The following is a 24,023-nucleotide window of genomic DNA, read 5'->3' as shown; positions in this document are numbered from 1 at the left end:
CGCCGAGACGGATGAGGGGTGTTGGAAGAAATGAGGCGGTGACGATTTCCAGCTCGTCGCCAAGCTGGAGCACCCCTCATCCGACCTCGCTTCGCGAGGCCACCTTCTCCCACAAGGGGAGAAGGAGAAGCCTGGCCTACGCCCGCCCGATCATCACATGCGTGGCATCCGCCGTGGCAACCTGTTCCGTGCACTGATACCCCAGCTTCAGCATGTCGAGCCCGGCGAACAGATGCTCCCCTGAGCCGAGCAGGACAGGCGAGATGGCCAGATGCATCTCGTCGATCAAGCTCTCCTGCAGATACTGCCGAACGGTCGAGACGCCGCCGCCGACCCGCACATCCTTGCCGCCGGCCGCTGCCTTCGCCTGTTCGAGCGCCGAATGAATGCCGTCAGTAACGAAGTAAAAGGTCGTGCCGCCTTCCATCTCGATCGGTGCGCGTTTGTAGTGCGTCAGCACGAAAGTCGGTACATGATAGGGCGGGTTGTCGCCCCACCAGCCTTTCCATTTGTCGTCCGGCCATTCGCCGCGGCTCGGCGCGAACATGTTGCGGCCGAGGATCCACGCGCCGATATTCTCGAAGCTGCGGACCGCAAAATCGTTGTCGGTATCCGTGGTCCCGCTATCTTTGCCGATCATCTGGTGGAAAGAGCGGGTCTTGATCATCCATTTGTGCAGATTTTCGCCACCGACGCCCAGCGGCGTGTCGAGGCTTTGGTCGGGACCGGCGCCGTAACCGTCGAGCGACAAGGTGAAAGCGTTGACACGCAACTTGGACATGGCTGCCTCCTAAACCAGTTGTAATTCGAAATCAGTCTTTGGGATAGCTTAACTGATTGCGTATTGCAAGCAGTTTATTCCAGCGGGCTGACGACTTTCAGATCGGCCATCCTACCGGCCCGGTTGTTCCTCGAGGCGATCTGTGACAGCGTTTCTCCGGTCAGGGTAACGTTATGCCTGCGCGATGACCGCTCGACCCCAGGATCAGAAGCTTGCCATACGGGTGCTCACACCGCAGTTGTGGCCCGCGCTCGAGGACCTGTTCGGCGAAAAGGGCGCGACGGCGGGATGCTGGTGCATGTACTGGCGCATCGGCGCCGGCTACCGCAAGCAACCGGCTGATCGCAACCGGTCGGCGTTCAAGACGGTGGTGCAAAGAGGACCGCCGCCAGGTTTGCTTGCGTTCGAAAGGGAAAAGGCCGTCGGCTGGTGTCAGATAACGCCGCGCAGTGCCTTGCCGCATCTGGGCAGGGTCTGGCGGCTGAGGGCTGGCGACGATGTGCCGGTATGGTCGCTGTCTTGTCTCTATATTCGCATCGGCTATCGCAGGCGGGGGATCGCCACCGCATTGATCGAGGGTGCGGTGGCGCTTGCCTTCAAGAGCGGCGCGCCAGCCGTGGAGGCCTATCCGATAGACGCGGAGCTGTCGCCCAGTGCGTCAAGCACCGGCTATGTCTCGACCTTCGAGCGCGTGGGTTTCGTCCGCGTGCCGTCTCCAACGAGGGAACGGCCAATCATGCGGCTTACCCGCACGAAAACGGAGCGGGCGTTCGAGGCTAGCCCCTCAGCATCTCCGCCACCACCGGCGCGAAATAGGTGAGCACGCCGTCACAGCCCGCCCGCTTCAGCGCAAGCAGCGATTCCAGCATCGCCTTTTCGCCGTCGATCCAGCCATTGGCGGCCGCTGCCTTGATCATCGAATATTCGCCCGACACCTGATAGGCGAAGGTCGGCATCCGCAGCTCGTCCTTCAGCCGGCGGATGATGTCGAGATAGGGCAGGCCGGGCTTGACCATCAGCATGTCGGCGCCCTCGGCGAGGTCCTGCTCGGCCTCGCGCACGGCCTCGTCGGAATTGGCATGGTCGATATAGTAGGTCTTCTTGTCGCCCTTGAGCAGGCCGGCGGTGCCGACCGCCTCGCGATAGGGCCCGTAGAAGGCCGAGGCGAACTTCGTCGCGTAGGACATGATCGCCACGTCCTGGAAACCGTTGGCGTCGAGCGCGTCGCGGATGGCGCCGATGCGGCCGTCCATCATGTCGGACGGAGCGATGATGTCGGCGCCCGAGGCGGCCTGAATGACGGCAGCCGCGGCGACCTGCTCCACCGTCTCGTCATTGACGATGATGCCGTCGCGCAGGATGCCGTCATGGCCGTGGCTGGTGAACGGGTCGAGCGCGGCATCGGTGATGATGCCGATCTCCGGCACCGCGTCCTTGATGGCGCGCGTGGCGCGGTTGATGACATTGTCGGGGTCGAGGATGTGCGATCCGGTCTGATCGCGCAGCGCAAGCTCGACATTGGGGAAGGTGGCGATGGCCGGGATGCCCAGCTTGGCCGCGCGCTCGGCTTCCTTCACCGCGAGGTCGATGGACAGGCGATAGACGTCCGGCATCGCGGCGATCGGCTCGCGCGTGTTCTTGCCGTCGATGACGAAGATCGGCCAGATCAGGTCGTTCACCGAAAGCTGGTTCTCCTGTACCAGCCGTCGCGACCAGTCGGCCTTGCGCATGCGCCGCAGCCGCCGGCTGCCGGTGATCTCATCGACGCTGCGCGCGCCGGCGGGCTTTGCGGGAGTGAATTTGTTCATCGCCGAAACTCTCTTTTGCGCCGGCTTTTACCACGCGTCTCCGCTGCTGACCAATGCGACACGATTGTGCCAGCGTCGAAGCGCGAGTTCCTCGCCCCTGCCAAAGGCGGGGGAGAGGTGGCCGCGAAGCGGACGGAGAGGGGGCCTTCGTAGGGCGCTCCCCTCTCCGTCTCGGCTTCGCCGAGCCACCTCTCCCCACTGCGTGGGGCGAGGAACCCTCACGGCTGCCCGTGCCCCGACAGGATCTGCGCCGCGCCCCTGATCGCCACACGGAACGCCTCGTCGAAGCTGACGCCGCGCGCCTGCCAGCGGTAGGTCCTGCCGCGATCGTCCAGCCGCCAGTCGGCGATCCAGCCAAGCTCCTTGTCGCTCCACACGATGCTGCCGGCGAGCGCCCGGGCCGCTCCCGCTTTCTTCGCGAGCTTGTCGAGCTTTGCCATATCGGCGGCCGCGAACGCCTTTTCGTCAAGGCCGCCGAGCTGGCTGGCCTTTGGAAAGACAATGCGCATCAGCAGTGGACTTGTGGCGTTGGCGAAGGATTCCCTCATGGTCTTGCCCAGGTCCTCATCCGCCGTCAGCACGAAATGCCGCGAGCCCTGCTCGGCGGTCATGAAGACGGCGACAGGCGGCCGCTCGCCGAGCCAGGGCCTGCTGCCGAGTTGCGCCAGCAGCTTGTCGATGACAGCTGGCTTGTAGAGGCAGGTGAGATCATGCGGCCTGTCATGCGTGCCTTGCTCGTCATGGATCGGGATGCCTTCGAGGCGGTCGTGATAGCGGAAGGACTGCACAAAGTCGGCCGCCTTGTCGCGCAGAGCCAGCATCTCCGTCTTCTGCGTGAGGCGCTGGTCGCCCGAAACCTTGACCAGCACCTTGTCGAGGCAATCCTTGAAGCCGATCTCGCGATTTGCCTCGCTGGTGCCGGTGACGATCGCCTGCGCCTGGTAGAGCTCGGCGATTGTCGCGGCGCGGACCGGCAGTCCCAGACATAGGAGACCGACCAATCCAACCGCGAAGCGGGAAATTCCAGGCATGTCGATCTGCTCGAAACCTGTCGGGCGCGGGCACAGTGCTTTGCCGGTTACCTAACATCTGGCGCTGCCGCCCGCCAGCGCAAGGAGCGCTCCCCAGTAACCGCCGCCATTGACGCGTCTCCATGCCGCCTTTAGCACTTCTCTCCCCCGGCGGGCGGAGAGAGGGATTCTCTGGTGATGGATTTTGGCGGAGGCGACGAGATCCGCTTCGAGCGGCTGGGCAGAGCGGGTGTGGTCACTTTGACCCGACCCAAGGCGCTCAACGCCGTCACGCACAACATGGTCAAGGCGCTCGGCAGGGCGCTCGACGCCTGGGAGCAGGACACGGGCGTCGGTGTCGTCGTCGTCAAGGCCGAGGGCAGGGCATTTTCCGCCGGCGGCGATATCCTGCACATCTACGAGGCCGGCCGCGCCGGCGAACCGCCGGTCGATTTCTTCGCCGACGAGTACCGGCTAAACGCCCGCATCGCCCGCTTCAAGAAACCTTATATCGCTTTGATCGACGGCATCGTCATGGGCGGCGGCGTCGGCATTTCCTTCCATGGCTCGCATCGGGTGCTGACCGAGAACGCGCAGTTCGCCATGCCGGAGGTCGGCATCGGCTTTTTCCCCGATGTCGGCGCCAGCCATTTGCTGCCGGATCTCGGCGGCTCCTTCGGCATGTATCTCGGATTGACGGGAAATCGCATCCGCCACGGCGATGCGCTGTGGTCGGGGTTGGCCACACACACCATCAAGGCGCAGGACCAGGTGGGCTTGCTCGACGAGCTGGCGACCAGCAACGATCCGGATGCCGAGCTGCGCAATTTCTCCGTCCCGGCAAAACGCGAGACGGAGCAGCAGGACCTGGATTCGATCGCACGCCATTTTTCGCAAAGCTCGCTTGCCGATATCATCGCCAGCCTCGAGGAGGCCGCCGCCGGCGATGCTTTCGCCGCCAGGACGCTTGCCACGATCAAGACCCGTTCGCCGACCAGCCTAAACGTCGCCTGGCGCGAGATCAGCGCCGGCTCGACACTGTCGATGGACGAATGCATGAAGATGGAGTTCCGCATCCTCAACCGCATGCTTGCCGGCCATGATTTCTACGAAGGCATCCGCGCCGCCATCATCGAAAAAGGCTCGAAGCCCGAGTGGCGGCCCGCACGCCTGGATGAGGTCCGGACGGCCGACATCGACGCCTATTTCGCGCCGCTCGGGGACAAGGAGCTTGTCCTGTGAGCGAGGTCACCTCCAGGCGCGTGGTGCTGCAGCCCTCGACCACCGAGGTCATCTTCGCCTGGTTCCAGCGCGTCATCGCCGGCTACTGCCTGTTGTTCGGCATCCTCTATTGGATCCGCCTCATCGGCATTTATCCGGGCGAGATGTGGCGCTTCGACCTGATGCCGGTGCATTGGCAGGTGGCGGCGGCCATGCTCGCGGTGTTCTTTCCCTTCGCCGCCGCCGGCCTCTGGATGCTGGCATCGTGGGGGCCGGTGATCTGGTTCATCTGCGCCGCGACCGAGACGGTGATGTATGCCGGTTTCCCCGATCTCTTCGGCCACCGGCTACTGATCGTCGTATCGCACGCCTGCGTGGCCTTGCTCTACATCGTCTTTCGCGTCACCATCTGGCTGCAGAAGCGCCGGCTCCGCCAATGAGCATGATGCCGAAAAGTGTGAAGCGGTTTTCGGACGACATCATGCTCCACCCATAAAGCCGGCCGAGGGCCGGCCTTCGGGGCCGATTTCGCGGCCCCGTTTCACTGGAAAATCAATTGGCTAAATCTTTAGGTTAATTGTTCTTGCTCGGGTGACCGATCGTTAAGCGTCTTCCGAAACCTCTTACCGGTAAGCTCTTGTTAGCCCTGGCGTTTAAGTCGAATTTTATGAGTATTCGATAGTGTCGCGATCAAGGTGAAAAACAAAAAATCACCAAGGCGACAAACGAGAGGCAAAGACAATGATCAATTCGCGTCCGGCGGCGAAGACCGCAAACGTATCCGACGATCGCCGCGAGGCTATCCGCTCGCTTTACATGGAATCGCTGCAGCTGGTGGAGCGTCTGCACCGCCGCCTGCTTGACGTGATCAAGGACGAGTTCGACCGCAACGGCCGCTCCGACATCAACGCCATCCAGGCGCTGCTGCTCTTCAACATCGGCAATTCGGAGCTGACCGCCGGCGAGCTGCGCTCGCGTGGATATTATCTCGGCTCCAACGTCTCCTACAATCTGAAGAAGCTGGTCGACCTCGGCTTCATCAACCACCAGCGCTCGCGCATCGACCGCCGTTCGGTCCGCGTCTCGCTGACGCCGAAAGGCAACGAGGTGGCAGACGTCGTCGCCGGCCTCTATGAGCGCCATGTCGGCTCGATCGAGGCGGTCGGCGGCATCAACACCGACGAGTTCAAGCAGATGAACCGCGCGCTCCAGCGGCTAGACCGCTTCTGGAACGATACGATCGCTTACCGGATGTGAGCGCTTCGGAATTGGGGCGGGAAAGCCGCGCCGAAGAAGCGCGACCGGGAGAAGAGTACGGGATCGGTGCTTGAAGCGCACCGGTCCTATTCTTTTTGCGAAGGCGGGCATCTGCGGGACCGTCGCTCCGCGCATTGAAGCTCCGCGCCTGAAGGGCAGGGTGCTTACTTCGCAAGGACGCGCCAGCATCGCGCGATGCAAAAAAGCATCGCCGCCCTTCCTTTCACCTTGCCGCCGCATGCAAATCGCGGGCCAAGGCCACGTTGCCGCCATAATCGCGGTCAATGCGGTTTGAGAGTGACGCTGCGGGCCTGTGCCTTGCGCTCCTTGGAACCTGCGTTGCGGCAGCGCGTTTCTGGCGGCCGACCGATGCGGGTCATGGTTGGCGAATTGTTAAGTTTGCCACCCCTAGAGTGCGGACAAGCCGCCCGGCAAGCGATTGAGCGAGAGCGATTAAGCAAAGAATGTCTGCCATGAGAACCAGCCGCCGTTTCTTCCTTACCGGAGCCTCCGCGCTCGCCGCCGCAGTGGTCGCCGGCCAGGCGAGCGCCCAGGACGTGATCGGGGACATCCTGAAATCCTCGACCCGCGGCAACTGGGACGACCAGTTCGACGCCCGCGGCACCGACACCAACAAGGTCGCTTCGACGCTGCCGATCTTCAGCCTGCAGACGGTGGCCTTCACCGAGCAGGCGGTGGCGCAGTACCAGAACATCGTCTCCCAGGGCGGCTGGGAGCAGGTTCCGGCGACCAAGAAATTGCAGCTTGGCGACGACGATCCGGATGTCGTGCCGTTGCGCAAGCGCCTGATGGTCTCGGGCGACCTGCCGCAGAGCGCCGGCATTTCGACGGCCTTTGATTCCTACGTCGACTCGGCGGTAAAGCGCTTCCAGCTCCGTCACGGCCTGCCGGCTGACGGCGCCATGGGCAAATACACTTATACGGCAATGAACGTCTCGGCGCAGATCCGGCTCGGCCAGTTGCAGACCAACCTGCAGCGCCTGAAGGAAAAGGCCGGCACGCTGGGCGACCGCTACGTGCTGGTCGACATTCCGGGCGCCCAGATCGAAGCCGTCGAGAACGACCGCGTCGTGCTTCGCCATACCGCGATCGTCGGCAAGATCGACCGCCAGACGCCGATCGTGAACTCGAAGATCAACGAGATCATCGTCAATCCATACTGGAACGCGCCGGTCTCGATCGTGCGCAAGGACATCATTCCGCTGATGCGGAAGGACCCGAACTACCTCAAGGACAGCCACATCCGCCTGTTCGCGCCGGACGGCAGCGAGGTCGATCCGATGACCATCGACTGGTCGACGGACGACGCCGCGAAATACCGTTTCCGCCAGGACCCGGGCAACAACAACGCGATGGCCTCGGTCAAGATCAACTTCCCGAGCCCGGACGGCGTCTACATGCACGACACGCCGCAGCAGAGCCTGTTCGGCAAGCTGATGCGCTTCGATTCCTCCGGCTGCGTGCGCGTCCAGAACGTGCGCGACCTCGTCACCTGGATCCTGCGCGACACGCCCGGCTGGGACCGTCAGCATTTCGAGGCAGCGATCAAGACCGGCGAGAACACGCCGATCCAGGTCGTCAACCCGGTTCCGGTTCACTTCCTCTATCTGTCGGCGTGGTCGACGGCCCCGGGCGTCGTGCAATTCCGCGACGACATCTACGGCCTCGACGGCGCCAGCGAGCTGCAGATCAGCTCCGCGCTTTAAGCATCCGATCTAAGAAGAAAAAGGCCGCTCTCGTAGCGGCCTTTTCGTTCAGGTCAGCCGCAACTGCCAGCAAGCAGAACGACAGCCTCGGTGCTGGACGGCGCGCCTTCAATTGCGCATGATCGGACTAAATCAGCGATCGAACCGGCTTCAGGCTTGCCGGCATCGAGGCCGAGCGCGCCGAACTGCGGGACGATGCTTCGCCGTGGCGACATCAACGACCACACGGCGCGCAAGCTGTTCACCGAAATCACCTTCTCAGAGGCGATGCTGAAGCCGCGAACCGCGCGATTAGCATCCGCCAGGCTTGGCTTGACGCAAACCGGCCAGCAAATTTCGCGCCGCAAACGTGGCGGGCCGAAAACAACTGTGTTAATGCGCGGCGACCTCGCAGACCTCCGGCCCCAAGGGAAAGCAAGCCATGTCTAATGCCGCGGCAGCCTCCAGCAAATTCGAATCCTTCTTCGAGACCACGCTTGCCGATGCCGATCCGGAAATCTTCGGCTCCATCCGCAATGAGCTCGGCCGCCAGCGCCATGAGATCGAGCTGATCGCTTCCGAAAACATCGTGTCGCGCGCCGTGCTCGAGGCGCAAGGCTCGATCATGACCAACAAATATGCCGAGGGCTACCCGGGCAAGCGCTACTATGGCGGCTGCCAGTTCGTCGACGTGGCCGAGGAACTGGCCATCGAGCGCGCCAAAAAACTGTTCGGCTGCAACTTCGCCAACGTCCAGCCGAACTCGGGCAGCCAGATGAACCAGGCGGTGTTTCTGGCGCTGCTCCAGCCCGGCGACACTTTCATGGGTCTCGACCTGAATTCGGGCGGCCATCTCACCCACGGCTCGCCGGTCAATATGAGCGGCAAGTGGTTCAAGGTCGTCTCCTACGGCGTGCGCAAGGACGATCACCTGCTCGATATGGACGCGATCGAGAAGACCGCGCATGAGACGAAGCCGAAGCTGATCCTGGCCGGCGGCACCGCCTATTCGCGCATCTGGGACTGGAAGCGTTTCCGCGAGATCGCCGATTCGATCGGCGCCTATCTCATGGTCGACATGGCGCATATCGCCGGTCTCGTCGCCGGCGGCATGCATCCGTCGCCGCTGCCCCACGCCCATGTCGTGACCACGACGACCCACAAGTCGCTGCGCGGCCCGCGCGGCGGCATGATCCTGTGCAATGACGAGGAAATCGCCAAGAAGATGAACTCGGCGGTGTTCCCGGGCCTGCAGGGCGGGCCGCTGATGCATGTCATCGCCGCCAAGGCGGTGGCGCTCGGCGAAGCGCTGAAGCCGAGCTTCAAGGCCTATGCCGAAAGCATCGTCGCCAATGCCAAGGCGCTGGCCTCCAGCCTGCAGGAGACTGGCCTCGACATCGTCTCGGGCGGCACCGACAATCACCTGATGCTGGTCGACCTTCGTCCGAAGAACGCCACCGGCAAGCGCGCGGAGGCAGCCCTTGGCCGCGCCAACATCACCTGCAACAAGAACGGCATCCCATTCGATCCGGAAAAGCCGTTCGTCACCTCTGGCGTGCGCCTCGGCACGCCGGCCGGCACCACGCGCGGCTTCGGCCAGGCCGAGTTCCGCGAGATCGGCAAGCTGATCGCCGAGGTGCTGGACGGGCTGAAGGCGGCGAATTCCGATGAGGGCAACGCGGCGGTCGAGGCTGCTGTGAAGGCCAAGGTCACGGCGCTGACCGATCGCTTTCCGCTCTATCCCTATCTCGGTTGACCGGGCGCCGCGCGTCATCTTTTATCCTGCGCTTGCGCCGCTCCTGTGGGCGGCGCGGCTTACTGGAGATCCGATGATGCGTACTTCCCGTCTCGCCGCGGCTTTGCTTGGCCCGCTTGCCGCCTTCGCCGCCTCCGCCGCGATGGCTCAGGACGAAACCAAGCCGAATGCTGATCTGCCCGCCACCAATACTTTCGGCAGGTGGACCACCATCATCGATACGCTCGATACCGGGCAGGACTCGCACAAGACCTGCGCCGCCTCGACGGCTTTCCTCGACGGCAACGGCAATGCCGGATCCCTGACGCTGTCGATCTCGACCGGCGACGCGCTGCCGCCGGATGCCTATCCGGCCATCATGTTCATCATCGACAACAAGACCTTGCCGACCGGCGATAAGATCGCCGCGACGTTCGGCGACCCCGGCGTGAAGGTCGCCGCGACGGTCACCTCCAACGCCGCCGCCGGCGGCCGCCCGAGCTGGTTGGTCGACAACCAGGCCAAGACCAGCGTGGCCTTGCTGCGCGCCATGCGCAAGGTCACCTCGCTCGATGTGACTTTCGGCAAACAGGCTGTCGCCAGCATTCCGATGGATGGCTTCACCAAGGCTTATCGCAATCTCGGCACGTCCTGCGGGTTTTCGACCAAGGACGTCGCGCCCTGACGTTGCCGGCCTTGGGGCAGGGCGCTGGCAATTGTGCTTGCGCCTCGCTATCTCTGATAGGAAGGCTCCGCGCTTTGCCGTGGCGGCAAAACAAACTAAGCCTTCCCGGATCCTGAGAATCGCCAAACCGAAAGCTTCCCATGCGCTGTCCCTATTGCCAGTCCGAAGATACGCAGGTGAAGGATTCGCGTCCCGCCGAGGATGGCGCGGCCATCCGCAGGCGCCGCGTCTGTCCTGATTGCGGTGGTCGTTTTACCACCTTCGAGCGTGTCCAACTGCGCGATCTTGTCGTCATCAAGAAGTCCGGCCGCAAGGTACCTTTCGACCGTGACAAGTTGCTGCGCTCCGTCGAGATCGCTGTGCGCAAGCGCAATGTCGACCCCGAGCGCATCGACCGCGCCGTCACCGGCATCGTGCGCCAGCTCGAAAGCTCCGGCGAAACCGAGATTGCCTCGGGCGAGGTCGGCCGGCTGGTCATGGAGGCGCTGAAATCGCTCGATGACGTTGCCTATGTCCGCTTCGCCTCGGTCTACCGGAACTTCCGCGAGGCCAAGGATTTTCACGAGCTGCTGGGCGAATTGAAGGGCGACGAGGAGAAGACCGAAGAGGACGCCGGCTGATCATGGCGGGACCGCGACTGGACGAGGCCGCGCAGGCGGCCCTTGATCGCCGGTTCATGGCCGCGGCCATCAGGCTGTCGCGCCGCAATGCCGGCCGCACCTCAACCAACCCTTCCGTCGGCACCATTATCGTGCGCGACGACGGCGCCGGTCCGATGATCGTCGGCACCGGGGTGACGGCCGTGGGTGGCCGGCCGCATGCCGAGACCGAGGCGCTGGCCGAAGCCGGCGAACTCGCGCGTGGCGCCACGGCTTACGTTACTCTGGAGCCTTGCGCCCATCACGGCCGCACGCCGCCTTGCGCCAACGCGCTGGTCAATGCCGGCATAGCGCGCGTCGTCGGTGCGGCGAGCGATCCCGATCCGCGCGTCTCCGGCAAGGGCTACGCCATCCTGCGCGCCGCCGGCGTCGAGGTGGCGGAGAAGGTGCTGGCCACCGAGGCCGCCGAGCAGATGGCCGGCTATCTGACTCGTTCTCTGAAAAAACGCCCGGAAGTGACTCTGAAGCTTGCGCTTTCTAGCGATGGCAAGATCGGCCGCAAAGGCGCCGGACAGGTCGCCATCACCGGCGAGATCGCCCGGCGCGACGTCTATCTGATGCGCGCCGAGGCCGACGCCATCCTGATCGGCATCGGCACCGCGCTCGAGGACGACCCGGCGCTGACCGTGCGCCTGCCCGGACTGGAGAACCGCTCGCCGGCGCGCATCGTCCTCGATCGCCAGATCCGGTTGCCGGAGACGTCGAAGCTGGTCTCGGGCGTCGACCGCGTGCCGCTCTATGTCGCTGCTTGCCCAGAGGCCGATGCGCACCGGCGGGCGTCGCTCGAACGCGCAGGCGTGCACTTCATCGGCACGGAAACCTATGAAAGCGAGATAGCCTTGCCGGAGTTGCTGGAGGATCTGGCGGCACTCGGCATGGCGAGCGTTTTGGTCGAAGGCGGCGCCAGGGTGGCCAAGGCCTTCCTGGAGGAAGACCTGGTCGACCGCATCGTCCTGTTCCAGGGGCCGGAGGCGATCGGCGAGGACGGTATTGCATCGCCCATCGACGCCGACCACATCCCGGCTGGATTTCGCAAGCTGCGTGACATGCGCTTCGGCGAGGACAGTTACGCCGAGTGGGTAAGACCATGAGCCCAAAAAGTGGGAACCGGTTTTTGGATCAGATCACGGTCAATACGAAAGACGCTTTCTGATGTTTACGGGAATTGTGACTGATGTTGGTACGGTTGCGAGCGTGAAGCCGCTCGCCGAAGGCATCGGCCTGCGCATCGACACCGCCTATGATCCCGAGACCATCGCGATTGGCGCCTCGATCTCTTGCGGCGGCGTCTGCTTGACCGTCACGGCGCTGCCCGAGCACGGCTCGAATGCGCGCTGGTTCGAGGTCGAGGCCTGGGAGGAAGCGCTCAGACTGACCACCGCGTCAAGTTGGAAGCCCGGCACCAGGATAAATCTCGAACGCGCGCTGAAGATCGGCGACGAACTCGGCGGCCACATCGTCTCCGGTCATGTCGATGGCACCGCCGAAATCGTCGAGCGCAAGGAAGAGGGCGATGCCGTGCGCTTCACGCTGGAGGCGCCGCGCCATCTGGCGAAGTTCATCGCGCCCAAAGGGTCGGTCGCGCTCGACGGCACTTCGCTTACCGTCAACAAGGTCGAAGCGACCCGCTTCGACGTGCTCCTCATCCATCACTCGCTGAGCGTCACCACCTGGGGCGAGCGCCAGGCCGGCGACCGCGTCAACATCGAGATCGACACCATGGCCCGCTATGCCGCGCGCCTGGCCGAGGCCGCGAAAGAGGGGCTGTGATGGATCCCAAAGGAGCTGAAGAGACCGTCGAGCGCCGGCAGATGACTCTCGACGCGTTGGCGGATGTCGATGCCGGCAGAGTGATAAAACACCAGGAAGTCGAGGCTTGGGTCAAAAGCCTGGTGGATCGCGCGGATCTCGCAACGCGTCAGCCTGAATAGGTCACAGAACGTCGCGCCGCAGCATCTTCCGCTTGCGGTCAACACGGCTTCGGCCTAAGTCACCGGCAACCCCCCGGAGACTTTTATGGCTGGCACATCCCAACACGGCAAAGCGTTCATTCGCCCGAAGGCGAAGGCGCATCTGCTCATTGTCGAAGCGCGCTTTCACGACGATCTCGCCGACGCCCTGCTCGATGGCGCAACCGGCGCGCTCGATGAGGCCGGCGCCACTTATGACGTGGTGACGGTTCCCGGCTCGCTCGAAATACCGGCCGTTATAACCTTCGCGCTCGATGGAGCGGCCGAAGGCGGCACGCATTACGACGGTTTTGTTGCGCTCGGCACCGTCGTCCGCGGCGACACCTATCATTTCGACATCGTCGCCAATGAATCGAGCCGCGCGCTGATGGATCTTTCGGTGCAGGAGGCGATCGCGATCGGCAACGGCATCCTGACGACCGAGAACGACGCGCAGGCATGGGCGCGCGCGCGCAAGACGGAAGGCGACAAGGGCGGCTTCGCGGCGCGCGCGGCGCTGACCATGATCGCGCTCAAAGAGAAATTCGGAGCCCAATCGTGACCGATCCCGCCTCGACCGGTGCGGTGCGCCACGCCAACAAGCGTGGTGCCGCTCGTCTTGCCGCCGTCCAGGCGCTCTATCAGATGGATGTGGCCGGCAGCGGCGTCTTCGAGATCACGGCCGAATACGAAGCCTTCCGCCTCGGCAAGGAGGTCGACGGCGCGCTCTATCGCGAGGCCGACGCGCAATGGTTCCGCGCCATCCTGACCGGCGTCGTCGAGAACCAGAAGACCATCGATCCCGTCATCCGCCAGGCGCTCACCGAGGACTGGCCGCTGTCGCGGCTGGATTCGACGCTACGCGCCATCCTTCGCGCCGGCGTCTACGAACTGATGAAGCGCGAGGACGTGCCGGTGGCCGTCATCGTCTCCGAATATGTCGACATCGCCAAGGCATTTTACGAGGAAGACGAGCCGAAGCTGGTCAACGCCGTGCTGGATCGCGTTTCGCGCCGGGTTCGCGGCGAGGGACGCGGCAAGGACGCTTCGTGACGACCGCAACGGCCGCGTTCGCCGAGACCGGCAGGGAAGGGCGTCGCACGGCGGTGCTGCTTGCCGCAGCGCAGGCGATCGTCGGTTCGGCCGCGCCGATCGCCATTTCGCTGGGCGCGCTCGCCGGGCAATATCTGCTCGGTCCAGACAAGTCGCTCGCGACGGCGCCGGTCACCGGTTTCAATATCGGCGTGGCGCTGGGAGCCTTGCCGGCCGCTGCCATCATCCGCCGGCTCGGCCATCGCGGCGGCTTCATGACAGGCACTATCGTCACCGCGCTCGGTGGCCTGGTCGCGACGCTCGCGCTCTTCCAGGCAAGCTTCTGGCTGTTCGCCTTCGGCCTCTGCGTCATTGGCGTCGGTGGCGCTTTCGTCCAGCAATTCCGCTTCGCGGCTGCCGACAATGCGCCGCCGGAATTCAAGGCGCGCGCCATCTCCTTCGTGCTGGCGGGCGGCATCATCACCGCCGTCCTCGGGCCGCAGATCGTCATCTACACGCGCGAATTGCTGGCTCCGGTAATGTTTGCCGGGTCCTTCGCCTCGATCCTGCCCCTGGCGGCGGTTGGCGCGCTCATCCTGTCGTTCCTGCGGGTTTCCTCCCGGACCGGCGCCGTCACTGAACCCGCTGTAAGCGATGCCCGCCGGTTGATTGAAATTGTCGCCCAGCCGCGTTTCGTCGCCGCGTTGTTCTGCACCGTCGGCAGCTACGCGCTGATGAGCTTCGTCATGACCGGCGCGCCGCTCGCCATGGTCGGCTGCGGCCTGTCGGAAGACAATGCCACGCTTGGCATTTCGTGGCACGTCATGGCCATGTTCGGGCCAAGCTTCTTCACCGGTACGCTGATCCATCGCTTCGGCGCCGAGCGCATCGTCGCCACTGGCCTTGTCCTGCTGATCGGCTGTGCTGCCGTGGCGCTTTCCGGCTTGGCGCTCTGGCAGTTCTGGACGGCGCTGATCCTGCTCGGGCTCGGCTGGAATTTCGGTTTCATCGGTGCCACCGCAATGGTCGCGGCCAGCTACCGGCCCTCCGAGAAGAGCAAGGTCCAGGGTTTCCACGACTTTGCCCTGTTCGGCTCCGTCGCATTCGCTTCGCTGATGTCGGGCGCGATCTACAACGCCTGGGGCTGGACCATGCTGAACTGGATCGTCTTCCCGGTCGTCGCGCTCTGCTTTGCCGCGCTCGGCACGTTGAAGTTGGTGGGCGCTCCCAAATCTTGAAGAAGGCGCCCGACCAGCTCTTCCGGCCTCTTGAACAACCTGCCTGAACGACCGGCGTCAGGCATCCGGGGGGAGCACCTGCAGGACCCGCGCGATGAACATGTGGAACTCCTGCATATAGTTGCGCAGGAATGTCTCTGTTGACGCCACCGTCACCTCGCCATCGTCGGTGATCAGCCCCGGGGTGAACTGAATGTAGGCTTCGGGCGAGTTCATCTGGGGCGCGTTGCAGAAGCTGAGCACGCTGCGCAGGCTCTGTTGGGCGACCGCGGTTGCGATCGCGCCCGGCGATGTTCCGATGACGGCAGTCGGTTTGCGGGCAAAGGAGTTCTTGCCGTAGGGCCGGCTGGCCCAGTCGATTGCATTCTTCAGGCCGCCGGGGATCGATCGGTTGTACTCCGGCGTGACGAAAAGCACCGCCTGGACGGATGCGATGGCTTTCTTGAACTCCAGGGCGACAGGCGGGAAGGCGGCGTCATAGTCGTAGCTGTAGAGCGGCAAGTCCTTGAAGGGGATTTCCGTCATCTCAAGTTCCGGCGGCGCCAGTTTGACGAGAGCCTTCGCAAGCTTGCGGTTGATGGAGCCCTTGGCGAGGCTGCCGATGAGGTAGCCGACTTTGTGCTTGGCCATGACACACTCCTGTTTTGGCCGCCGACCCGCCTTTCCCAATATTTCGCAAAACAGGGTAAGCCGCCAGCCGGCCTTAGGTCGGCATCGCGCTATGTCGGGTGGAACAGTGCTTTTGTCGGATCGAACAAAATTATTGCGCCTGTCCCCCAAGTTATGAAACCGTGTACCCCGACTGCCCGTCATAGCCGTGCTCACATGCGGTCACCGATTAATCGGTCCACAGCAAGGGATTCTCACAATGTTTTCAATCGGAAAGCTCGCCGTAGCGGCCCTCGCGCTCGGCCTTGCCACTGCCTCGGCCAGCGCCCAGGTGGTCGTCTCCTCGAAGATCGATACCGAAGGCGGGGTGCTGGGCAATATCATCCAGCTCGTGCTTAACGCCAACAACATCAAGACGACGGACCGGATCCAGCTCGGCGCGACGCCCGTGGTGCGCAAGGCGATCACCGCTGGCGAGATCGACATCTATCCCGAATATACCGGCAATGCCGCCTTCTTCTTCCAGAAGGCAGACGATCCGGTCTGGAAGGACGCCGCCAAGGGCTACGAAACCGCCAAGAAGCTCGACTATGATGCCAACAAGATCGTCTGGCTATCGCCGTCGCCGGCCAACAACACCTGGGCGATCGCGCTGCGCAAGGAAGTGGCCGACGAGAACAAGCTCGTCACCTTGACCGACTTCGGCAAATACGTCGCGGGCGGCGGCAAGGTTGTGCTGGCGGCCTCCGCCGAGTTCGTCAATTCGGCGGCGGCGCTCCCGGCCTTCCAGACGACATACGGCTTCACGCTGAAGCCGGATCAGCTGATCACGCTCTCCGGTGGCGATACCGCGGCGACCATCGCAGCCGCCGCCAACCAGACCAACGGCGCCAACGCCGCCATGGTCTATGGTACCGATGGCGGCATCCAGCCTTCCGGCCTCGTCGTGCTCGAGGACGACAAGGCTGTGCAGCCCGTCTATCAGCCCGCACCGATCATCCGGGAAGAGGTCCTGAAGCAGCATCCCGAGATCGAGACGCTGCTGAAGCCGGTCTTCGCCAAGCTCGATCTCGTCACGTTGCAGGGGCTCAACGGCCGCGTTCAGCTGGGCGGCGAGCCGGCGAAGGGGGTCGCGGAGGATTTTTTGAAGAAGAACGGGTTTTTGAAGTAAGATAAGCCCGCCTTGAAAAGCGAGAAGTCGTTGCGAGGCGCCCCCCTCTGTCCTGCCGGACATCTCCCCCTCAAGGGGGGAGATTGGCTGTTGCTGCGCCTCGCTCTCTTCTCCGGCCTTGGTGATTGGCGAAGGCCCTCGCGACATCTGATCTCCCCCATAGAGGGGGAGATGGCCGGTAGGCCAGAGGGGGGCGCCTCGCGCAAACGCGCGTCATGACCCTGCGCCTCGACAAGCTCGGCGTCGTCATTGCCGCGATCGTGGCCTACGCCGCGTTCCTCGCCCCGTTCGCCACGTTCCGCGCCAACCGTATCGTGCCGGGGCAGGCACGCTCGATCCTGGAAGCGCTGCCGTCCATGCTTGGCATGCTATTGCTGGCGATAGTGACAGGGGCCGCGATCGTCGCCCTGCTCAGGACGCCGCTTTTGCTCAGGCTGATCGCCGGCGTCGTGGCGCTGGTCGCGCTATCGGTCCTGATCGGTGTTGCCGGCCGTTTTCTGACGCCCGCCGGCAACACCTTCGCTCGCGTCTCGCCGGCTTCGGGTTTCTGGCTGCTGATCTTTGCCTTCACCTTGCTCCTCGCCGATGTGCTGACCAGGCTGAACCTGTCGCCCAGGGCGCGCGTCGGCGTGCTGGTGCTGGCCGCTTTGGCCATTGCCGCACTGCTCGTTTCGGGACGTTGGGACAGTCTTTCCATCCTCAAGGAATATGCAGGCCGCGCCGACAGTTTCTGGGCTGAAGCTTCCAAGCACGTCACGCTGGCGCTTGGTTCGCTGGCCGGCGCGGTCGTGGTCGGGATACCGCTCGGCATCTTGTGCCATCGCGTCGAGAAGCTGCGGGCAGGGGTGCTCAACGTGCTCAACATCATCCAGACCATTCCGTCGATCGCGCTCTTTGGCCTGCTGATCGCGCCGCTCGGCTGGGTCGCCCTGCACGTGCCGGGTGCCGCCGCGGTCGGCATCAGGGGCATCGGCACCGCGCCGGCCTTTGTCGCGCTGTTCCTCTATTCGCTGCTGCCGGTGGTGGCCAACACCGTGGTGGGACTCGCCGGCGTGCCACGCGCCGCCAACGACGCCGCGCGCGGCATGGGCATGACCGATCGCCAGCGCCTCTTCGATGTCGAGTTCCCGCTCGCCTTTCCGGTGATCCTGACCGGCATCCGCATCGTGCTTGTTCAGAACATCGGGCTTGCCACTATCGCCGCGCTGATCGGCGGCGGCGGCTTCGGCGTGTTTGTTTTCCAGGGTGTCGGCCAGACGGCGATGGATCTGGTGCTGCTCGGCGCGCTGCCGACCGTGGCGCTGGCCTTTGCTGCGGCGATCATCCTCGACGCGGTCATCGAGATGACCGCCACCAAGCGCAGGGTTGAAACGGCATGATCGAAATCGAAGGCATTACCAAGCGCTATGACGAGACGACGGTGGTCGACAATGTTTCGATGGTCATCGAGCCTCGAACCGTCGCAACCATCGTCGGCACGTCGGGGTCCGGCAAGACGACGCTGCTCCGGATGATCAATCGGCTGGTCGAGCCGACCTCCGGCGTCATCAAGCTCGACGGTGCCGACAACCGCTCGGTGCCCGGCTATCAGCTGCGCCGCAGCATCGGCTACGCCATCCAGGGGCATGGCCTGTTTCCACACCGCACGGTAGCGCAGAACATCGCCACCGTGCCGTTGCTGCTCGGTTGGGACCGAGACCGCATCAAGGCGCGCGTCGACGAGTTGATGACGCTCTACCAGCTCGACCCGCAGGCTTACGGGCCGCGCTACCCGCACGAGCTTTCCGGCGGGCAGCAGCAGCGCGTCGGCGTTGCCCGCGCTTTGGCCGCCGAGCCAAACGTGCTTTTGATGGACGAGCCCTTCGGCGCGCTCGACCCGATCATCCGCACCAAGGCGCAGGAGGATCTGCTGGCGATCCAGAAGCGCTTCGGCACCACCATCATCCTCGTCACCCACGACATGGAAGAAGCGGTGCATCTGGGCGACAAAATAGCCGTCATGGATGCGGGCAAGCTGGTGCAATACGCAAAGCCGGCGGAGATTCTGGCCAGGCCTGCGAACGGCTTCGTCGAGACACTGGTCGGCGCCAGCGAAAGGCCGTTCCGGCTGCTGTCGCTGGGGCCAGTGCGCGACGCCGTGGAGCCCGGCAGTGCCGAAGGCGAGGCGATCCGCGGCGAAGCCACGCAGCGCGACGCCCTGGCCGAGCTGTTGTGGTCAGGACGCCCGGCGCTGCCGGTGAAAGGCGCCGACGGCAAGCTGCTCGGTCGGGTCACCATCGAAGGCCTGGTGAAACGCGCGGCGAGGCCGCAATGAAAGCCCGCCTGCCTGCGATGCTGAGGCTGGCTGTTCTCTTGCTGCTGGCGGTCTTCATCACCAGCCCGAACTGGTTCGAGCCGCTGCTGAAACCGCTGACCGAGAATGGTGCGCCGGCGATCTACAACCAGGGCAGCCTGCTGACGCTGACATTGCAGCATCTGCGGATCGTGCTGATGGCGACAGTGGCGGCGACGATCGTGGCCGTGGCTTTAGCCATCCTGGTCACCAGGCCGGCCGGCGCCGAGTTCCTGCCCTTGTCGCGCAGCCTGGTCAATATCGGCCAGACCTTCCCGCCGGTTGCGGTGCTGGCGCTTGCCGTGCCGGCCGTCGGCTTCGGCGAGAAGCCGACGCTGATCGCGCTCTTCCTCTACGGCCTGCTGCCGATCTTCGAGAATGCGCTGACGGCGCTCACCACGCTGCCCGGCAACGTGATGGAAGCGGCGCGCGGCGCAGGCATGACCGGCTGGCAAAGGCTGATGAAGGTCGAGCTGCCGCTGAGCGCCCCGGTGATCCTCGGCGGCATCCGGCTCTCGGTGGTCATCAGCCTCGCCACCGCGACCATCGGCTCAACGGTTGCCGCCAAGACGCTCGGCGAGGTGATAATCGCCGGCCTGATCTCGAACAACCTTGCCTTCGTGCTGCAGGGCGGCCTGATCGTCGCGGCGCTTGCCGTGCTGATCTATGACGGCCTGTCGGCGATCGAACGCTACGCCGCGCGGCGTATGGGGCAGGGGGCGGAGTAGCTGGTTGGTCGGCAATACCCGGCGTCATTTCAATCGATCTAATTCGAAGCCTGCGCCGACACAGCTATTGGCACCATCGTCTTTTGGGCGAAAGCCGGGCAAAAACCGAACAATATCTTGACGTTCCAAGCCCTGTTTCGCATACACCCCAGCCAAGGGGTGGATTCCGCATGCGGCATCCATCTCCGTTCCAACGGCCCAGGGAGGGGTTCTTTTGGGCCATCAATCGAGGAAAATCCGGCAATGACCATCATTACCGCCGTCATCGCCTGCGGCCTGCTGTCAGTTCTGTACGCCATCTGGGCGACACGTTCGGTCCTTGCGTCCGATCAGGGCAATCAGCGCATGCAGGAAATCTCCGCCGCCATCCGCGAAGGCGCCCAGGCTTACCTGGCGCGCCAGTACACGACCATCGCGATCGTCGGCATCGTCGTTCTCCTGCTTGCCTGGTGGCTGCTTTCGATCACCGCCGCCATCGGCTTCCTGATCGGCGCGGTGCTCTCGGGCGCCGCTGGTTTCATCGGCATGCATGTCTCGGTGCGCGCCAATGTGCGAACCGCGCAAGCCGCTTCGAACAGCCTTGCCGCCGGCCTCGACATCGCCTTCAAGTCGGGCGCCATCACCGGCATGCTGGTCGCGGGCCTGGCGCTGCTTGGCGTCTCGATCTACTACTTCATCCTGACCGGCCCGATGGGCCTGCAGCCGAACGACCGCGTCGTCATCGACTCACTCGTCGCCCTCGGCTTCGGCGCCTCGCTGATCTCGATCTTCGCCCGTCTCGGCGGCGGCATCTTCACCAAGGGCGCCGACGTCGGCGGCGATCTCGTCGGCAAGGTCGAGGCCGGTATCCCCGAAGACGATCCGCGCAACCCGGCCACCATCGCCGACAATGTCGGCGACAATGTCGGCGACTGCGCCGGCATGGCCGCCGATCTGTTCGAGACCTATGCGGTGACCGTCGTCGCCACCATGGTGCTCGCCGCCATCTTCTTCGGCGGTACCGCGATGCTGGGGGCCGCGATGCTCTATCCGCTGGCCATCTGCGGCGCCTGCATCCTGACCTCGATCGTCGGCACCTTCTTCGTCAAGCTGGGTTCCAACGGCTCGATCATGGGCGCGCTCTATAAGGGCCTGATCGTCACCGGCCTGCTGTCGATCGTCGGCCTCGCCGCCGCTACATCGGCCACGCTCGGCTGGGGCGAGGTCGGCACGGTCGCCGGCATCGTCATCACCGGCAAGAACCTGTTCATCTGCGGCCTGATCGGCTTGGCTGTGACCGGCTTGATTGTCGTGATCACGGAATACTACACCGGCACCAACAAGCGTCCGGTGAACTCGATCGCTCAGGCGTCGGTGACCGGCCACGGCACCAACGTCATCCAGGGCCTCGCGGTCTCGCTGGAATCGACGGCGCTGCCGGCCATCGTCATCGTCGGCGGCATCATCGCCACCTATCAGCTCGGCGGCCTTTTCGGCACAGCGATCGCGGTCACCACCATGCTCGGGCTGGCCGGCATGATTGTGGCGCTCGACGCTTTCGGCCCGGTCACCGACAATGCCGGCGGCATTGCCGAAATGGCCGGCCTGCCCAAGGAAGTGCGCCACTCGACCGACGCGCTCGACGCGGTCGGCAACACCACCAAGGCGGTGACCAAGGGCTACGCCATCGGCTCGGCCGGCCTCGGCGCGCTGGTGCTGTTCGCCGCCTACTCGAATGATCTCAGGTTCTTTGCCGCCAATGGCGATAAGTACCCCTACTTCCAGGGCATGGGCGAGATCTCCTTCGATCTCTCCAACCCGTATGTCGTCGCCGGTCTCATCTTCGGCGGCCTGATTCCCTATCTGTTCGGCGGTATCGCGATGACCGCGGTCGGTCGCGCCGCCGGCTCGATCGTCGAGGAAGTGCGCAAGCAGTTCCGCGAGGACAAGGGCATCATGGCCGGCACCTCCAAGCCGAACTACGCGCGTGCCGTCGACATCCTGACCAGGGCGGCGATCCGGGAAATGATCATCCCGTCGCTGCTGCCGGTGCTCGCGCCGCTCGTCGTCTATTTCGGCGTGCTCCTGATCTCGGGCTCGAAGGCCTCGGCCTTTGCGGCGCTCGGCGCCTCGCTGCTCGGCGTCATCGTCAACGGTCTCTTCGTTGCCATCTCGATGACCTCCGGCGGCGGCGCCTGGGACAACGCCAAGAAGTCGTTCGAGGACGGATTCACCGACAAGGACGGCGTCAAGCACCTGAAGGGTTCGGAAGCGCACAAGGCCTCGGTCACCGGCGACACCGTCGGCGATCCCTACAAGGACACCGCCGGCCCGGCCGTCAACCCGGCGATCAAGATCACCAACATCGTCGCGCTGCTTCTGCTTGCCGTGCTTGCGCACGGCTGATTGCGGCTATTCCAGGACAAAGCCCGCGGGAGCGATCCCGCGGGCTTTGTGTTTCGGCATGACATCATACATTCCGGGGCACTCAACCGGCTTCCGGCCTTTCGCCGTCACGGCGATAGCGGGCCAGCAACGCGTTGGCGTCTGGTTCTCGTTCGGGCATCGGCGGCAAGCCGCGTGTCCGGCGCAACATGGCAATGAACGCGCCGCGGCGATATTGGCGACGGAAGGACCGCGCCCGCGGATGTATGCCAAACATGGCCAGAAGCCTGCGTTTGAGATAGCGGGAGCGCTTGAGGGGGGCAGGCTCCTCGGCGTTGCCGAGAATCCTGACCCGCAACGCGTCTGGAGCATCCATCGCGTCCATCAGTTCTTCCTGTTCCCGCGCCGTATCTCGCGCGTAGCTGCCTTCGCGCTTGCCCGAATGCAGCATGAGCACGGTTAGATGGGGCATTGTCGCAATCACCGCACCCTTGCGCCAGGCACGGAACAGCCATTCCTGGGAACTCTCGCAAACGCACTGGCTGGCCGGGCGCCATGGCCCAAGCCTTGGCAGCGACGCGCGCCGGATCATTTGCGCGGAACCGAATCCGACAGTGGTAACTGGGTCATAGAAGCCGTCCCGGCCCATCCCGAGGATCATATGCCTGGAGCCTTTGCTCGCGGACGACTCGATGACTGCACCTCGGGCGATCACCACATCGGCACCGGTGGCGTCGATCCAGCCGCACATGGACGCCAGATGGTCGGGAAACCACAGATCGTCATGGTTCAAGATGGCGATGAAGCGGCCGCGGGCCCGGGCAAAGCCGATATTGTTCGGACCCGACTGCTCGCCGAAGTTCACGGGAAGATCGATATAGCAGATGCGGGCGTCTTCGAATGCAGCGACCGTGGCCGCGGTGTCAGGGCGGCACGCGTCGCCGATGACCATGGCCTCCCAGTCCTGCAGGGTCTGACCAATGAGGCTCTTCAGGGCTTGATGCAGCACCGCCGGACGATTGTGCGTCGCTATCACGATCGAGACCAGCGGTTCGATCGGTCCGATTGGCGCGCCTTGACCGGCCTGTTCCACACTACACCAGCTTGTAGGGGATTTGTTCCGTATCGGGCGGCAGGCGCCAATGGTCGGGCGCGTCATAGGCGTAAGCCTTGTCGACGAGGTTGAGCAGCAACGCTGTCTCCGGTCCGAGGGTCACGACACCGTGCCAGACGCCAGGCGGAATGGTAACGATTGCCGGTCGCAGGGCGCCGGCGATCTTGTGCCAGACCGTGCCGAAGCTGGGCGAGGCCTTGCGCCCGTCGAAAAGCGATATCCGCACGCTGCCGGCGCAGCAGAACAGGCGGTCGAGGGTCGCCGCATGTGCGTGCCAGCCCGTCACTGCGCCCGGATACATGGTGCGCTGGAACACTTGCCCGACCGGCGATTGATCGAGAGCCCATTCCTCGCGAAAGATCTCGGTCAGGTAGCCGTTGGAAGTCGCGACGGGTCTGATTTCCTTGAATGTGACGCCCTCGATCGGCGGCGCATCGACGGCAAGCCAGTCCGGCGTCACCGTCTGTTGGTCAGGCGTGCCGGTCGCCATCCAGCCCTGCGGTACGGTACGATCGTTGTTGCTCATATCCAGCCCCCCGGAAATCGCCAAAGCGTCATACGTGGCTATACGGGTATAGGCAAGCGCAGTCGGACGGTCGCCGGCAGGCGACGAAAGGCCGTCGA

Annotated in this window: 26 protein-coding genes; 19 read left to right on the top strand and 7 right to left on the bottom strand. The window is 64.2% G+C overall.

The window, feature by feature from the left end; translation table 11 throughout:
- Positions 1 to 136 precede the first annotated feature (136 nt).
- On the bottom strand, positions 137 to 781 hold the full coding sequence (locus tag LB526_RS07060) for a dihydrofolate reductase family protein (protein WP_224546780.1): 645 nt from the start codon (positions 779 to 781) through the stop codon (positions 137 to 139).
- 184 nt (positions 782 to 965) lie between these two features.
- Here LB526_RS07060 and LB526_RS07055 point away from each other — a divergent pair, with 184 nt between their 5' ends.
- On the top strand, positions 966 to 1,601 hold the full coding sequence (locus LB526_RS07055) for a GNAT family N-acetyltransferase (RefSeq protein ID WP_224627017.1): 636 nt from the start codon (positions 966 to 968) through the stop codon (positions 1,599 to 1,601).
- On the opposite strand, the gene hemB is transcribed toward LB526_RS07055, so the two are convergent.
- Both hemB and LB526_RS07045 read right to left on the bottom strand, forming a co-directional pair.
- Complete coding sequence (gene hemB, locus LB526_RS07050) at positions 1,558 to 2,589, bottom strand: porphobilinogen synthase (RefSeq protein WP_140842672.1); 1,032 nt, start codon at positions 2,587 to 2,589, stop codon at positions 1,558 to 1,560. The two genes, LB526_RS07055 and hemB, sit on opposite strands and share 44 nt — an antisense overlap.
- Positions 2,590 to 2,807: 218 nt before the next feature.
- The gene (locus tag LB526_RS07045) at positions 2,808 to 3,620 is read right to left on the bottom strand and encodes a DUF2066 domain-containing protein (RefSeq protein WP_224548370.1); all 813 of its coding nucleotides are present in this window, start codon (positions 3,618 to 3,620) and stop codon (positions 2,808 to 2,810) included.
- Positions 3,621 to 3,797: 177 nt separating this feature from the next.
- Here LB526_RS07045 and LB526_RS07040 point away from each other — a divergent pair, with 177 nt between their 5' ends.
- The 4 genes from LB526_RS07040 (at position 3,798) to LB526_RS07025 (ending at position 7,804) form a co-directional block, all read left to right on the top strand.
- Positions 3,798 to 4,841: an enoyl-CoA hydratase/isomerase family protein gene (locus tag LB526_RS07040; RefSeq protein WP_224548368.1), complete on the top strand. Its 1,044-nt coding sequence runs from the start codon at positions 3,798 to 3,800 to the stop codon at positions 4,839 to 4,841.
- The gene (locus LB526_RS07035; RefSeq protein WP_095767691.1) at positions 4,838 to 5,260 is read left to right on the top strand and encodes a DUF6163 family protein; all 423 of its coding nucleotides are present in this window, start codon (positions 4,838 to 4,840) and stop codon (positions 5,258 to 5,260) included. Before LB526_RS07040 ends, LB526_RS07035 begins: the two co-directional genes overlap by 4 nt.
- Before the next feature lie 301 nt (positions 5,261 to 5,561).
- The gene (ldtR, locus tag LB526_RS07030; protein ID WP_040983294.1) at positions 5,562 to 6,077 is read left to right on the top strand and encodes a transcriptional regulator LdtR; all 516 of its coding nucleotides are present in this window, start codon (positions 5,562 to 5,564) and stop codon (positions 6,075 to 6,077) included.
- Positions 6,078 to 6,550: 473 nt separating this feature from the next.
- Positions 6,551 to 7,804 carry a murein L,D-transpeptidase gene (locus LB526_RS07025; RefSeq protein ID WP_224627014.1) on the top strand — a complete coding sequence of 418 codons (1,254 nt, stop codon included), beginning with the start codon at positions 6,551 to 6,553 and terminating at the stop codon, positions 7,802 to 7,804.
- A 53-nt stretch (positions 7,805 to 7,857) separates the two neighbouring features.
- On the opposite strand, the gene LB526_RS07020 is transcribed toward LB526_RS07025, so the two are convergent.
- Entirely contained in the window at positions 7,858 to 8,049 is a 192-nt protein-coding gene (locus LB526_RS07020; RefSeq protein ID WP_224627012.1) for a hypothetical protein, read from the bottom strand.
- Between the two features lie 176 nt (positions 8,050 to 8,225).
- Between LB526_RS07020 and glyA the strand changes: the two genes are divergently transcribed.
- The 9 genes from glyA (at position 8,226) to LB526_RS06975 (ending at position 15,081) form a co-directional block, all read left to right on the top strand.
- Positions 8,226 to 9,539, top strand: coding sequence for a serine hydroxymethyltransferase (gene glyA / locus LB526_RS07015; protein ID WP_224627010.1), 1,314 nt, complete (start codon positions 8,226 to 8,228; stop codon positions 9,537 to 9,539).
- A 76-nt stretch (positions 9,540 to 9,615) separates the two neighbouring features.
- Entirely contained in the window at positions 9,616 to 10,203 is a 588-nt protein-coding gene (locus LB526_RS07010; RefSeq protein ID WP_411967294.1) for a hypothetical protein, read from the top strand.
- A gap of 140 nt (positions 10,204 to 10,343) precedes the next feature.
- Positions 10,344 to 10,823, top strand: coding sequence for a transcriptional regulator NrdR (gene nrdR / locus LB526_RS07005; protein WP_127300410.1), 480 nt, complete (start codon positions 10,344 to 10,346; stop codon positions 10,821 to 10,823).
- 2 nt (positions 10,824 to 10,825) lie between these two features.
- Positions 10,826 to 11,953, top strand: a complete 1,128-nt coding sequence (gene ribD / locus LB526_RS07000) for a bifunctional diaminohydroxyphosphoribosylaminopyrimidine deaminase/5-amino-6-(5-phosphoribosylamino)uracil reductase RibD (RefSeq protein ID WP_224627006.1) — start codon at positions 10,826 to 10,828, stop codon at positions 11,951 to 11,953.
- Positions 11,954 to 12,014: 61 nt separating this feature from the next.
- Positions 12,015 to 12,632, top strand: a complete 618-nt coding sequence (locus tag LB526_RS06995; RefSeq protein ID WP_224627005.1) for a riboflavin synthase — start codon at positions 12,015 to 12,017, stop codon at positions 12,630 to 12,632.
- Complete coding sequence (locus LB526_RS06990; RefSeq protein WP_224608442.1) at positions 12,632 to 12,793, top strand: hypothetical protein; 162 nt, start codon at positions 12,632 to 12,634, stop codon at positions 12,791 to 12,793. The genes LB526_RS06995 and LB526_RS06990 overlap by 1 nt, the downstream gene beginning before the upstream one ends.
- A gap of 85 nt (positions 12,794 to 12,878) precedes the next feature.
- Positions 12,879 to 13,373, top strand: a complete 495-nt coding sequence (gene ribH, locus LB526_RS06985) for a 6,7-dimethyl-8-ribityllumazine synthase (RefSeq protein ID WP_095767685.1) — start codon at positions 12,879 to 12,881, stop codon at positions 13,371 to 13,373.
- Positions 13,370 to 13,864 carry a transcription antitermination factor NusB gene (gene nusB, locus LB526_RS06980; protein ID WP_095767684.1) on the top strand — a complete coding sequence of 165 codons (495 nt, stop codon included), beginning with the start codon at positions 13,370 to 13,372 and terminating at the stop codon, positions 13,862 to 13,864. The genes ribH and nusB overlap by 4 nt, the downstream gene beginning before the upstream one ends.
- Positions 13,861 to 15,081: an MFS transporter gene (locus LB526_RS06975; RefSeq protein WP_224627004.1), complete on the top strand. Its 1,221-nt coding sequence runs from the start codon at positions 13,861 to 13,863 to the stop codon at positions 15,079 to 15,081. The genes nusB and LB526_RS06975 overlap by 4 nt, the downstream gene beginning before the upstream one ends.
- A gap of 57 nt (positions 15,082 to 15,138) precedes the next feature.
- On the opposite strand, the gene LB526_RS06970 is transcribed toward LB526_RS06975, so the two are convergent.
- Complete coding sequence (locus tag LB526_RS06970; RefSeq protein ID WP_095767682.1) at positions 15,139 to 15,711, bottom strand: NADPH-dependent FMN reductase; 573 nt, start codon at positions 15,709 to 15,711, stop codon at positions 15,139 to 15,141.
- Positions 15,712 to 15,949: 238 nt separating this feature from the next.
- Here LB526_RS06970 and LB526_RS06965 point away from each other — a divergent pair, with 238 nt between their 5' ends.
- From LB526_RS06965 to LB526_RS06945, 5 genes are all read left to right on the top strand, one after another.
- On the top strand, positions 15,950 to 16,861 hold the full coding sequence (locus LB526_RS06965) for an ABC transporter substrate-binding protein (RefSeq protein ID WP_224627003.1): 912 nt from the start codon (positions 15,950 to 15,952) through the stop codon (positions 16,859 to 16,861).
- A gap of 215 nt (positions 16,862 to 17,076) precedes the next feature.
- Positions 17,077 to 18,240 carry an ABC transporter permease gene (locus LB526_RS06960; protein ID WP_224627002.1) on the top strand — a complete coding sequence of 388 codons (1,164 nt, stop codon included), beginning with the start codon at positions 17,077 to 17,079 and terminating at the stop codon, positions 18,238 to 18,240.
- Complete coding sequence (locus tag LB526_RS06955; protein ID WP_224627001.1) at positions 18,237 to 19,175, top strand: ABC transporter ATP-binding protein; 939 nt, start codon at positions 18,237 to 18,239, stop codon at positions 19,173 to 19,175. The genes LB526_RS06960 and LB526_RS06955 overlap by 4 nt, the downstream gene beginning before the upstream one ends.
- The gene (locus LB526_RS06950; RefSeq protein ID WP_224530674.1) at positions 19,172 to 19,921 is read left to right on the top strand and encodes an ABC transporter permease; all 750 of its coding nucleotides are present in this window, start codon (positions 19,172 to 19,174) and stop codon (positions 19,919 to 19,921) included. The genes LB526_RS06955 and LB526_RS06950 overlap by 4 nt, the downstream gene beginning before the upstream one ends.
- 243 nt (positions 19,922 to 20,164) lie before the next feature.
- Entirely contained in the window at positions 20,165 to 22,306 is a 2,142-nt protein-coding gene (locus LB526_RS06945; RefSeq protein ID WP_224530671.1) for a sodium-translocating pyrophosphatase, read from the top strand.
- Between the two features lie 82 nt (positions 22,307 to 22,388).
- On the opposite strand, the gene LB526_RS06940 is transcribed toward LB526_RS06945, so the two are convergent.
- Both LB526_RS06940 and LB526_RS06935 read right to left on the bottom strand, forming a co-directional pair.
- Entirely contained in the window at positions 22,389 to 23,378 is a 990-nt protein-coding gene (locus LB526_RS06940) for a glycosyltransferase family 2 protein (RefSeq protein ID WP_224530668.1), read from the bottom strand.
- A 1-nt stretch (position 23,379) separates the two neighbouring features.
- Positions 23,380 to 23,925 (bottom strand): dTDP-4-dehydrorhamnose 3,5-epimerase family protein, encoded by a 546-nt coding sequence (locus LB526_RS06935; RefSeq protein WP_224530664.1) that lies wholly within the window; start codon positions 23,923 to 23,925, stop codon positions 23,380 to 23,382.
- Positions 23,926 to 24,023: the final 98 nt, after the last annotated feature.

The sequence above is a fragment of the Mesorhizobium sp. CA6 genome (assembly GCF_020165035.1).
GTDB lineage: Bacteria > Pseudomonadota > Alphaproteobacteria > Rhizobiales > Rhizobiaceae > Mesorhizobium.
Note: the sequence above shows the minus strand (reverse complement) of the source record. Positions and strands in the feature narration are given on the sequence as shown.